Genomic DNA, 13,645 nt, shown 5'->3' with positions numbered 1-13,645 from the left:
TTAGTACCTATATTTGGTAAACCAATTTGGTAAACCAATAATTTGTTTTTTTTGTTAGTATTTTCATACTCAAATAAAGATAAGGAGCTAGAGCCAGTTGTTATACAGAGACTAATACTTTTTCTAGTGTTATATATTAAAATTTATCTGTTTCACATTAATCAATTATTATAAATTATATGAAGAAATCGTTTCTAATTATCAGTTTAATTTTATTGTTCGTTTCTTGTAATGAGAAAGTTACAAGTAGTATTTTAGTAAGTAATGAATCTGAACTTAATGACGCAATTAAAAATGCAAAACCAGGTGATGATATTGTTTTAAAAAACGGAACATACAAAGACTTAGAAATTAAGTTTTATGGCGAAGGTACCGAAGAAAATCCAATAACTTTAAGTGCAGAAACAGCTGGAGAAGTTTTTATTGAAGGAGTATCAAACTTAGAAATTGGTGGAAAATATTTATCAGTAAAAGGGCTATTTTTTAGAAATGGATATACGCCAACAAAAAATGTAATTGCATTTAGAACTACAGAAGAAAAAGTTGCAAACTATTGTAGTGTAACGAATTGTGTAATTCTAGATTTTAATCAGCTTCAAAGAGACAAAGATGATCTTTGGGTACAATTATTTGGTACACATAATAAATTAGCCAATTGTTATATTGCTGGTAAAACAAATGGCGGACCAACAGTTAGAGTAGACTTAAAAGGAAACCAAAGTATAAGAAATTATCATCAAATTGTAAATAATCATTTTGGTCCAAGACCCAGAAAAGGTGGTGCAAGAGGAGAAACTATTCAATTGGGTAGTAGTTTTACTTCTATGTCGCCAAGTAATACAACGATTGCTAATAATTTATTTGAAGAATGTAACGGTGAGGTTGAAATTATTTCTAGTAAAACAAATTTTAATTTAATTAAAAATAATGTTTTTTATAAAAGTGAAGGTTCTGTTGTAACTCGTCATGGAAATTATGCTACAATCGATGGAAATTATTTTATTGGTGATGGTGTAAATAAACAATTTGGAGGAATTAGAATTGTAAACACTGGTCATTGGATTATTAATAATTATTTTTATAATATTATTGGAGAAAATTTTAGAAGCCCGTTAGCAGTTATGAACGGAATTCCGAAATCTCCATTAAATAGATATAATCAAGTTACAGATGTAGTAGTTGCTTATAATACGTATGTTAATTGTAAATCTCCTTGGCAATTTGGTGTTGGTACAAATATTGCTCAAGCAGCGGTTTTACCAAAATCAGAAATACGTTCTGCAAGAGCTTTAAGATCTGTTGTTGCCAATAATATAATTTATAATAAAGAAGGTGATAAAAACCCTATTATTGAACATGATAAAGCAGATGGAGTAAAGTTTAAAAATAATATTATAAATAATCAAAGTGTAGCATTTAGTAATCCAGAGAGAATTAAAGAAGCAAAATTTGAATTGACAAAAGTGAGTGATAATATTTATATTCCTAATTTAACAAGCGATTTTGATATTTATAACGGCTTTGGTTTTGATACAATAACAGAAGATCTTTTTGGTAATTCTAGAGCAAACTCAAATTCTATTGGTGCAACGATTAAAGGAGAGTTAAATGATCCTAAAATTTTAGATAAAACAAAATATGGTACAGATTGGTATTCAAATGTTGTGGAAGCAAGAGAACCTAAAATTTATACTGTAAAAAAAGCTTCAGAATTACAAGATAAAATTAATGCTGCAACAAATGGAGATATTATAGATTTAGGATTTGGTGTTTTTACGGTTGATGAATCTCTAGTAATAAATAAAACAATTACCATTCAAAGCTCAGGAGATGGAAAAGCACAAATTGTTTTTTCAGGGAAGGAAAATACACCTTTGTTTGAGTTAAATCCGAAAGGAAAATTAACAATTAAACAAGTAATTCTTGAAGGAAACAAGTCTAATTATGCATTTGCAAGTTTAAAAGAAAATATGTCTAATCACTTCGGATTGGCAGTTGAAGGTTGTGAAATAAGTAATTTTGATTATGTACTAAAAGCATATAAGCAAACATTTTCTGAAGAAGTAACTTTTGAAGGTACTTCAATTTCTAATTGTGAAAACGGAATAGAATTATCAGAAGAAACAAATGATAGAGGAGATTATAACACAGAATATTTAACGATTGAAAACTGTAATTTTAAAAACGTAAAACAAAATGTAATTGATTATTATAGAGGTGGTTATGATGAATCTACAATTGGTGGTAATTTATTAGTCTCTAATAGTATTTTTACAAATTGCGGAAGCGATGAAAAAAATAAAATGTTATTAAATCATAGAGGTATTGTAAATGTAAACATTACTAAAAATGTATTTAAAAACAATAAAGTTGATTATGTTTCTATACTTTGGGGAGCAAAAAACAATGTTGAATCTGAAAATACTTTAATTAATTCTGGAAAAATAAAAACAGAAGAAAATTTAGTAATGAAGTTAATGTATTAATAAAATTAAATATTTACAAAAAAAATCCTACAAGGCTTAAAAACTATGTAGGATTTTTTTTACAATATATATTAATCACTTTTTTAATATTAAAGTAGAATATTGTAATTATTTACAAGTGAGAAAAAGATTTTTTTGCAATCAGTTAGTTTTTTTAAGGATTTAAATATCAATTATTAAATAATTTAATAATATTTTGAGAATACCAAAAAAATATGTATTTTTGGAAAACCAGATTGGTTAACCAGTCTAAATCAACAAATATTAATAATATTTAAAACTTTAATTATGAAAAAAACATTACTTATTATTGCATTATTTTCTGCATTTTTGGGATATTCTCAAACATTCGATAATATTCCTACAGGTTCAGGTTATTATATTAATAAACTTATTCCTAGTCCATCAGGTTCAGATTTAACGAACGAGTACATAGAAATTAGAGGTGCAGCTAATGCAGTTGTCCCTTCAGATTTATATCTTATTTCTATTGAAGGAGATGGAAATAGTTCAAGTAGAGGAAAAGTTAGTGAGGCTATTCAATTAGGAGATGGTACATTAACTTTTGGGGCTAATGGTATGTTAGTTGTAATAACTAATTATACAGATACAGATGATAATTCTCTTACAGAAAGCCCTTATAAAAGTGTTATTTCTTCAGACGCAACTGTTATAGAAATAGCTTTGACTGGTACTGATGTAACTAGTAGTAGTTCTTCTGCTGTTGTAACAAAGACGCCAGATATTGGTTATGATGGAAATTTAATTGATGCAACTGCAACTTATATGTTGATTTCTGCGCCTTCAAATCCTAAAGGGGTAAGAATTGATGGTAGTTCTAATTCTGATGATGCAAATGGAGTTATAAATGATACTGGAGATCATACTTCTTGGGTGCTTTATGATTCTGTAGGTTATGGAGATGATGATGATGTTGATGCTTCAGAAAATGGAGAGTTTTTATATGGTCAAATTGTATATGTACAAGATAATGCTTCATTTTCTTCAAAACATTTTATTACAACGAGCGCAACAATTGTAGACTTTGCTACAACTTCAGATGCAAACTATATTTTAAGACAAGGTACTAAAACAGGTTTTACAGCAGATGATTGGATTGTTTCTGCAAATGGAAGTGATTCTAGTGTGCCAAATTGGGTGTTTAGCACTTCTAGTTCAAAAGTGTATCCAGATGAGTTTTTAGGTTGGGAAGGTATTAAAGATGTGTATGGGTTATTAAATCCTACAGCAGCAAGCCTTTCTGTTAACGATGTTTTTTCTTCAAAAATTAGTGTTTACCCTAATCCTGCTACTAGTTTTGTGAAAATTTCAACAAGTGAAAAAATTACAGGTGTAGAAATGTATAATTTAATAGGTAAAAAAGTGTTAAATGTTTCTTCTTTAAGTAACGAAGGGGTAGATGTTTCTAATTTATCTAAAGGAGTTTATGTTTTAAAAGTTACGAGTAATAACCTTGTGGGTACAAGAAAAGTTATTATTGAGTAAGTAAAGCTCCTCAATCAATAGAATATATTACTAAAATTATCCAGAAATACTTGGTTGTTTTAGTAATATGTTTTTTCTGATAATTTAATTTATGAAATAAATATATCCATGAAAATTTTTTATAGACTTTTTTTAATGATTTTAATTTTTGTTTCTTGTTCTGATAAACAAGATAAAGAGACTGAAATAGTATCAGAAACAAAGCATCCAAATTTAATTTTAACAAATAAAAGTGTTGCAGAAATTAAATTACAATTAGGTACAATTCCTGTTTTTGATGAAACTTTAAAATTAGCAAAAGAAGCAGTTGATTTAGAAATTGAAAAAGGAATTGATGTTCCAATTCCTAAAGATATGGCGGGTGGTTATACACATACTCAACATAAATTAAATTATGCAACAATGCAAAAAGCTGGAGTATTATTCCAGTTATTAGGCGACGAAAAATATGCAATCTATATAAGAGATATGTTGTTAACATATGCTAAAATGTTTCCAACATTACCTTTACATCCACAAACTAGAAGTTATTCTAGAGGTAAATTATTTTGGCAATGTTTAAACGATTCCAATTGGTTAGTTTTTACAAGTCAGGCATACGACTGCATTTATAGTTGGTTACCAAAAGAACAATCAGATTATTTAAATAAAACGTTATTTAGACCTTACGCAGATTTTTTATCCATAGAAACGCCACAATTTTTTAACAGAGTACATAATCACTCAACTTGGGGAAATGTAGCTGTTGGAATGATTGGTTTAGTAATGGATGATGAAGAACTTGTAAATAGGGCTTTGTATGGTTTAAAAAAAGAAAATTTAGATCTTAAAGCTAAAGATAATGATGGTGGTTTTATTTTTGATAAAGATGGTAAAGCTGGTTTTTTAGCTAATTTAGATTCTCCTTTTTCTCCTGATGGGTTTTATACAGAAGGGCCTTATTATCAGCGTTATGCAATGTATCCTTTTTTGATTTTTGCAGAAGCACTTCAGAATAAAAAACCAGAGTTAAAGATTTTTGAATATAAAAACGGAGTTTTAATAAAAGCAGTTGATGCATTATTGAACTTAACAGACGATAATGGCGAATTTTTTCCTTTAAATGATGGGCAAAAAGGGATGTCTCATTATACATCTTCTTTAGTTTCTGCAGTTGATATTGCTTTTTATTATGGATCTCAAAATCCAGAATTACTTTCTATTGCTCAGAAGCAAAATGAAGTTCAGTTAGATGCAAGTGGTTTAATGGTTGCAATTGGTTTAAAAGAAAATAAAGAAAAACCATTCATTAAAAAATCGATGGAATTAACAGATGGTTCTAAAGGTGATGAAGGTGGAATTGGTATTCTTAGATATCAAAAAGAAGATGAAAAGTTAGCTTTAGTATTAAAATATACTGGTCAGGGTTTAAGTCATGGTCATTATGATAAATTATCTTTTTCTTTCTATGAAAATGGCGATGAAGTTTTACAAGATTATGGTTTAGCACGTTTTGTAAATGTTGAGCAAAAAAATGGTGGTGGTTATTTAAAAGAAAACAAAACTTTTGCAAAACAAAGTATTGCACATAATACAATTGTACAAAACGAAACTTCACATTTTAATTATGATTTTGGAACAGGAAGTGCACATCATTCAGAAAAATATATTTTTGATGCTTCAAACCCTAATTTTCAAATTGTAAGTGCAAAAGAAGCAAACGCATATCCAGGAACAGAAATTCACAGAACAATGATAATGGTTGTAGATGAGAGTTTAGAAAAACCATTTGTTATTGATATCAATAAAATACAATCAAACAAAAACAATAATTACGATTTACCCTACTATTATTTCGGTCAAATTATTTCTACAAATTTTGATTATAATACACCAAAAACACTATCAATTTTAGGTAAAAAGAATGGTTATAATCATATTTGGAATGAAGGAAGTGGGATTGCAAATCAAGAAAGTATTCAGTTTACTTGGTTAGATAATAGAAGATTTTATACAATTACATCTGCTACTGATAAAAAAGATGAAATTATTTTTGCAAGAATTGGTGCAAATGATCCTGAGTTTAATTTACGAAAAGATCCATCAATAATTATCAGAAAAAAAGGTGTAAAAAATACAGTGTATGCGTCTATTATAGAATCTCATGGAACTTATGATCCTGTAAAAGAGGTTGCAAATAATGCATATAGCAATTTTTCTAAAATTGAAATTTTAAAAGATGATGCTAATTATACTGCAATTAAAATTCAATTTAAAGAAGGTAAAGAAAAAATATTAATACTATCAAATATCGATAATAGTATCGATAAAAAACATTCAGTAAGTATAAATAGTAAGGATTATACATTTACAGGTTCTTATTATTATAATTAAACAAATCATCTAAAAATAGAAAAAATGAAACGAGTAAGTGAAAAGTACGTTATAGCAAAAGATATTAAATGGGAAGAGCTTGGAGGAGGAGTATCAAGAAAGTTCTTAGGTTACGATAATCAAATTATGATGGTAAGCGTGAAATTTGAAGAAGGAGCATTAGGTGCACCACATCAACATTTTCACACACAAGCTACATATTGTGTTTCTGGAAAATTTGAATTTGAAATTGATGGAGTTAAGCAAATTGTAGAAGCAGGAGATGGCGTTTATATAGAACCTAATTTATTGCATAGTGCAGTTTGTTTAGAAGCTGGACAGCTAATTGATACATTTAGCCCGGTAAGAGAAGATTTCTTAACTGGTAATGGACCATCTTATTTTGGAGATAAGGAATAGGTAAAATCATCTAATTTTATAAGTGGTTAAAAACGTTTTATTGGGTAATAAGGATTACATTTTAAGTAATTTATAGAGTAACTTTTATAAAAAAATGAATTAATAAGCGTTTTTAACCCTATTACGAGAAGATTTTATGGAATAATTAACAAATTCTTTTTTTATTTAAATAAATAATCTATATTTGGTAAACCAAATTGGTAAACCAATTATATCGCTTTAAATGTAGTAGCAAGTAAACCTAAATTATATTTAAAGTTCTGTAAAAACCAAAAATTTACAATTAATAGAGGGTCAATTATATTTTTTAAAATAAAATAATATTATGAAATTAAAATTTAGGTTAACATTATTGTTTGTAATGTTAGTAAACATTTGCTTTTATGCGCAAGGAACAACGACCATAACTGGTGTTGTGTCTTCAAAAAGTGATAATACTCCTTTACCAGGAGTTACAATTAGAGTTTTGAATACTACAAGAGGGATTCAAACAGATTTTGATGGTATTTATAGCATAAAAGTATCTGTAGGAGAAGTTTTAGAATTTTCTTATTTAGGTTATGCTTCTAAAAAAGTTATAGTAGCAAATCAAAAAACTATTGATGTAGTATTAGAAGAAAGTGCTAGTCAACTAGATGAAATAGTTGTTATTGGTTATGGTACTCAAAAGAAGAGTCATTTAACTGGTGCTATTTCAAAAGTAAAAAATGATGATCTTGATCAAATTGCAGCCTCTAGGGTAGATGATGCTTTGGTTGGGCAAGTATCTGGTGTTAATATACAAGCTACAGATGGTGAAGCTGGTGCTGCACCAACTATCACAATTAGAGGTGTTGGTTCTATGGCAGGAGATTCTACTCCATTAATTGTTGTTGATGGTGTAATTGTAGATTCAGATTTTTTAGGATCTTTAAACATGAATGATGTAGATTCATTCGAAATATTAAAAGATGCTGCTTCTGCATCTATTTATGGATCAAAAGGATCTAATGGTATTATTATGATTACTATGAAATCTGGTTTAGAAGGTAAGACAAGAATTAACTACAGTACTTATACAGGTATAAAAACAGCTAGAAAAAGTGATGCTTATGGTTATACAACTCAAGGTTGGGCAAATCAACAAATGGCAACAAATGGCGAAGTTTCTATTTATACACAAGCACAATTGCAAACAGGTACAGATCGTTCTTGGCAAGATGTTTTCTTTGATGGAGGAACTATAACAAGTCACTCTTTATCTTTTAGAGGAGGTAGCGAAAGCACTAAATTTGCAGCTAGTTTAAATTATTCTGATGATGGAGGTGTATTATTAGGAGATAACTATACTAAACATGGTGTAAGGTTAAAAGTTGATAATAAAATAAACAAAAACTTTTCTATTGGAGCTAGTTTTAGTCCAACTATGACAAATCGTAAGAGATTTTCAGAATCTATTTACAATGTAGCAAGACACCAACCTTGGTTGCCAATTTATCATACAGAAGAAACTTTACAACATGTAGATTTTTCTAATGCAGCATTTGCAGATCTTCAAGTAGGTGATTATGCTAGACAAAGTCATTTTACAATATTTGATCTTGATGGCGATGGTTTAATAAATGATGAACTTAATAATATTGGAAATAGTAATAACTCTAACCCTTATGCTAGAGTTACTGAAAGAAATAGAGGAGATAAAAAATTCAAATTATTTGGTAGTGTATATGGTAAATACAAGATTATGGATGGTTTAAATTTCAAAACTACCATTTCTGGTTCTATACAAGATACTAAAAGAACAGATTATTTAGGTACATTGGCTAAAGAACAAGTTTCTGATGCTTATATGGTAGAAACTAGTCAAAAAGAACAATATTATATTTTTGATAATTTCTTAAGTTATAATAAAGAAATAGGTAAACATTCTTTAGGTGTTACACTTGGTAATTCAATTGAAACAAGAGATTATTTTTTCTCTACAATTAAAGGTATTGGTTATACTAATGATGTTGTGCAACAAATTACAAATGCAACAGAAATAATTTTAGATGATACAGATGGTTTTGAATGGCAAAAAAGAGGAGTTTCTTTTGTTTCAAGATTTAACTATGCATACAATGATAAATATTTAGTATCTCTTAGTATGCGTAGAGATGGTAGTTCTATCTTCGGATCAGATTATAAATATGGAAACTTTCCGGCAGCTTCTTTTGGTTGGAATATTGATAAAGAAGACTTCTTAAAGGATGCTAATTTTATATCAAAATTAAAAATTAGAGCAAGTTATGGTGTTACTGGTAATGATCGTTTAAATACAGGTAGTGTTAATCCAGATGCACAAGGTAGTAGCTCTGTTTTAAGTACAGGTGATATCTTAACAGATTATTACCCTCACTTATCATTGTTACAATCAACAACTTATGCTTATGCAGGTAGCGTAACAGCTGGTTTTTCTCCTTTAAATATTGCAAATCCAGATTTAAAATGGGAAAGATTAATAGAAATTAATCCTGGTATTGATTTCGGATTCTTTAATAATAGAATTTCTGGTTCTGTAGATTGGTATCAAAGAAATAGTGATCAATTATTACTTAATAACCCAATATCTGCTACTACTGGTTTTACTAGTGCATTAGTTAATTTAGGTAAAGTTAGAAATCAAGGTTTTGAATTTGAATTAAGAACTAAGAATATTAGAAAAGAAAACTTCTCTTGGAGGTCTACTTTTATTGCAACAACAAACAAAAATACGTTAGTTGATTTTGCTGATTCTGATGGACAAATAGTAGCAGACGGAACACCTTCTGTTCAGGCGGAATGGATTAACTCTGAAGGTCTACCAATATCATCTTATTATGGTTATGTAGTAGAAGAAGAAGTACCGGTAGAATATAGAGATAGACCATATAGACATGTTGGTGCTGAGTTTGGTCTAGTAAAAGTAAAAGATTTAAATGGTGATGGAGTTTTAGACGGGGAAGATAGAACTGTTTTAGGAAATCCTTACCCAGAATTAATTTGGAGTTTAACAAATGATTTTACTATTGGTAATGTAGATGTTTCTTTTATGTTTCAAGGATCTCATGGTGCAGAGGTAAGAAATCTTGGAGATCATTATTTATTTAGCCATAATAATAACCAAACTTTAAGTGACCTTGCCATAGCAGATGGTTATGATGGTACTTTTTTAGTGAACAAATACTTTACTAATTCTGTAGTACAAAATGCATCTTATATAGCATTAAGAAATGTTAATATAGGTTATAATTTACCAGAAGATGTAGTTGAAAAATTAGGAGTGTCTAAATTAAGAATTTATGCTACAGGTTCAAATTTATTATATATCACAGCAGATGATTATACAGGATGGAACCCTGAGGCTATAGATAAGTCTGGTCCAACAACTTATGGATTCCAAAAAGGTGGATCTCCAGTATATAGTACAATATCACTAGGATTAAATTTAGATCTTTAATAATTTAAATTAGTTAAAACATAATATTATGAAATTTAGAATATATATAGCGATAATGCTAATTGGAGGTTTAGTTACTTCTTGTAGCGATTTTTTAGAGCCAGACCCATCTTCTGCAATTACATCAGAAAACTATTATACAACTACTGCAGAATTACAAGCAGCTGTAATTGGTGCTTATGATGCAATACAGGGAATTAATAGTTATGATAAACTAGAAAATCATGGAATTCAATACGAATTTTATGTTACAGAAATGAGAAGTGGTAATACTTCTACTAAAATTCCTGATTCAGATGATGCTTCTGATGCTGGTCAATTTGAATCTTTTAATGTGCTAGCTACAAATGGTTTTGTAAAAAACTATTATAACAGTTATTTTCAGGTAATTTATAGAGCAAATGTTGTTTTAGAAAATTTAGGAAATGTAGAAGGTGATACTTCTGCAATAGAGGCAGAAGCTAAATTTATTAGAGCTTATGCGTACTTTAACTTGGTAAGATTATTTGGAGATTTACCATTTATAGATCGTGTTATTTCTCCGACAGAAAAAGAAATTCAATTTACAAGAGTAGATAAAAGTTTAATATACGATTTAATTGTTAGCGATTTAACAACTGCAATTAGTGGTTTAGATAATACTTATAAAACAAGAGGATCTAAAGCAGCAGCTCAAGGATTATTAGCAAAAGTATATCTTACTTTAGATACGCCGAATTATACAGAGGCACAATCTTTATGCGAAAGCATAATAAATAGTAATGAGTTTGACTTGGAACCTAGTTTTTATGATGTTTTTTATACAGAACTAAATGATGAAATTCTTTTTGCAGTTGGTTTTGAATCTGTTTCTGATAGTCAAAATTATTCAGCTCAATTTATGAACGCTGTTGGTCAATCTAGTGGTTTAAATTACGCAACTGATGATTTAGTTACGTCATTAAATGATTTTGGTGGTAATAGAACAGAATATTCTTTTAGAAAAGATCCTGTCCATTTAACTTCAGATAGATATCAATGTGCTAAATATTTTCCTGATGGAGATAATGGTGGATCTAATGGAGTTTTTACAGGAAATCCAGAATTAGCAGGTAATGATTGGGTTGTATTACGTTATTCAGACATTTTATTACTACATGTAGAAGCTATAATGGCTGGCTCGGAAGAAACTTCTTCTTCTTCTGCAATTACTTCTTTTCAAAAAGTAAGAGCAAGAGCTGGTATTACAGATGCAGTATCAAAAATTACTTTGGATGAATTATTGTTAGAAAGAAGAGTTGAATTAGCTTTCGAAAACCATAGATTATTCGATTTAATTCGTCTTGGTAAAGCAGAATCTGTATTATCTGCTTACTCAACTGCAAATGGTTATGGATATACTTCTACAGATTTATTATTACCTATTCCTCAAAATGAAATAAATTTAAGTGATGGTGTAATGAGTCAAAACCCTGGTTATAATTAATAGCAATAAATTAACTCAATAATATAAGACATGAAAAATAATATTAAATTTAAACGACGTGTTTCATTACACATTTTAAGTGCATTTGTACTTATAGGATTCATTTCTCTATCATCTTGTGTTGATGCTTTAGAATATGATTTAGCAGAAGCTGGATCTAAAGAAGATTTAAACCCTCCAGCAGCTAGCTTTAAAGAAACTGTAACATCAGATTATTTAACTTATACATTTGCTAACACTTCTTCTAGTGCTACAGATTATCTTTGGGATTTTGGTTATGATGGTGATGGTGATGGTGTTTCTGATTCATCTACAGAGTTAGATGCAGAGTATACATATCCTTATGAAGGATCATTTACAATATCTTTAACTGTATCTGATAAATTAGGTGCTACAGATACTTATTCTGTAGATATCGAAGTTGTAGAACCAGAAATTCCTGTTTCAATAACACCAGATATTATCAATGGAGATTTTACAGATAAGTTTGATGGATGGAAATTTGATAGCTTTTCAGGTGGAACAACAAGTCCGTTTAACTCTAGTTCAGATGGTAGTTGGTTAAACTACGACGGTACAGATAATGGATCTAAAACGGCTGGTGCAAAATGGACTAGCTCAACATCAACAGGTCCAGCTACATCTAAAACAAGATATGCATATCAAGCAATTACGGTTACACCAAACGTATTATATACAATAGAGTATGAGTATGCTATTAAAACAGACAATAGCGATAGAGATGGAGGAGATAGAGTAGTTGTAGAAATTTTAGATGGTCATTTCTCTACAGGAGCAGAAGGAGTTGCTAGTTCAGATGCAGGAGCTTTAGTACAATCAGTAGGTAACGTTGCAAATGGTAAAGGTAACTTTGAAACTAATAAGGTATCTTTTACTTCTAATGGATCAGGTTTAATATCTATACTTATTTATGCAATTACAAATGATGAATTGTATGTTGATAATGTTAAGGTTTATCCTTTAAACTAAGGTTTATTAATAAAATAAATTCATTGATAAAAATAAATTTAACACACATTATTTATTATTTAAAGTTCAAATAATGTGTGTTAAATTTTAATAGCTCAACTATTAAAATAAATTTTATCTTAGCTATATATAAAAAATATTTTCATGAAATTAGAGACACTTACAAAATCAGATAGTTCTAGCATTCAAAAAGACATTATTTCTAAGATTAGAGATTTAATTAACTTTAAAAATTTAGAACCTGGAGACAAATTACCATCAGAAAGAATGCTTTCTGATAAATTTGAAGTGTCAAGAAGTGCTGTTAGAGAAGCAATACAAAAATTAGAGTTTTATGGTTTATTAAAATCTATCCCGCAAAGCGGAACTTTTGTGGCAGATATTGGTATAGTTGCTTTAAATGGTATGATAGGAGATATTTTAAGGCTTGAAGTACCAGAGTTTAAAGCTTTAGTAGAAACGAGAATATTACTTGAATTAAAAACAGCTCGCTTAGCAGCTATTAGAAGAACAGATGAAGATTTAGTTCAAATTAAAGAAGCATTAGAAGCTTATAATACCAAAGTTTTAAATGGTGAAGATGCAGTTCAAGAAGATTTATTATTTCATTTAGCAATTGCTAAAGCTTGTGGTAATAGTACAATGAATACTTTTATGCTCATTATTACACCCGGAATTATTAACAATTTTAAAAAGCATCATGTTTGTGATGCAGGTTTATCTAAAAGAGGAATAGAAGATCATAAAGCTATTTACGATGCTATAAAAGATCAAAACCCTCAATTAGCAAAACAAAAAATGAAAGAACATTTTAAAGAACTCTATCAGTATTGTTATAATATTGAATAAAAAATAAATAAATTTTAAAGAATTATATTATTATAATTTATAAATAGACATCGAATAATTTTCATGTTCTTATCAATAAAAATAAATTATGAATAGAGTTTTTTGATTTTTTTTTAAATG

Annotated in this window: 8 protein-coding genes; all 8 read left to right on the top strand. The window is 28.8% G+C overall.

Annotation, left to right across the window (positions count from 1 at the left end):
- Positions 1–179: 179 nt before the first annotated feature.
- The 8 genes from BLT70_RS09100 (at position 180) to BLT70_RS09065 (ending at position 13,525) form a co-directional block, all read left to right on the top strand.
- Positions 180–2,486: a chondroitinase-B domain-containing protein gene (locus BLT70_RS09100; protein ID WP_091893726.1), complete on the top strand. Its 2,307-nt coding sequence runs from the start codon at positions 180–182 to the stop codon at positions 2,484–2,486.
- A gap of 288 nt (positions 2,487–2,774) precedes the next feature.
- The gene (locus BLT70_RS09095) at positions 2,775–3,992 is read left to right on the top strand and encodes a T9SS type A sorting domain-containing protein (protein WP_091893724.1); all 1,218 of its coding nucleotides are present in this window, start codon (positions 2,775–2,777) and stop codon (positions 3,990–3,992) included.
- A 135-nt stretch (positions 3,993–4,127) separates the two neighbouring features.
- Positions 4,128–6,365, top strand: coding sequence for an alginate lyase family protein (locus BLT70_RS09090; protein WP_231962646.1), 2,238 nt, complete (start codon positions 4,128–4,130; stop codon positions 6,363–6,365).
- Positions 6,366–6,389: 24 nt separating this feature from the next.
- The gene (locus tag BLT70_RS09085; protein WP_091893720.1) at positions 6,390–6,764 is read left to right on the top strand and encodes a cupin domain-containing protein; all 375 of its coding nucleotides are present in this window, start codon (positions 6,390–6,392) and stop codon (positions 6,762–6,764) included.
- Positions 6,765–7,089: 325 nt separating this feature from the next.
- A complete protein-coding gene (locus BLT70_RS09080; RefSeq protein WP_091893718.1) occupies positions 7,090–10,221 on the top strand; it encodes a TonB-dependent receptor in 3,132 nt (1,043 codons plus the stop codon).
- 28 nt (positions 10,222–10,249) lie between these two features.
- Positions 10,250–11,686 (top strand): RagB/SusD family nutrient uptake outer membrane protein, encoded by a 1,437-nt coding sequence (locus BLT70_RS09075; RefSeq protein WP_091893716.1) that lies wholly within the window; start codon positions 10,250–10,252, stop codon positions 11,684–11,686.
- 30 nt (positions 11,687–11,716) lie between these two features.
- Positions 11,717–12,676, top strand: a complete 960-nt coding sequence (locus tag BLT70_RS09070) for a PKD domain-containing protein (protein WP_091893714.1) — start codon at positions 11,717–11,719, stop codon at positions 12,674–12,676.
- 144 nt (positions 12,677–12,820) lie between these two features.
- On the top strand, positions 12,821–13,525 hold the full coding sequence (locus BLT70_RS09065) for a FadR/GntR family transcriptional regulator (RefSeq protein ID WP_091893712.1): 705 nt from the start codon (positions 12,821–12,823) through the stop codon (positions 13,523–13,525).
- The last annotated feature ends 120 nt before the right edge of the window (positions 13,526–13,645 follow it).

It is taken from the genome of Polaribacter sp. KT25b, assembly GCF_900105145.1.
GTDB lineage: Bacteria > Bacteroidota > Bacteroidia > Flavobacteriales > Flavobacteriaceae > Polaribacter.
Note: the sequence above shows the minus strand (reverse complement) of the source record. Positions and strands in the feature narration are given on the sequence as shown.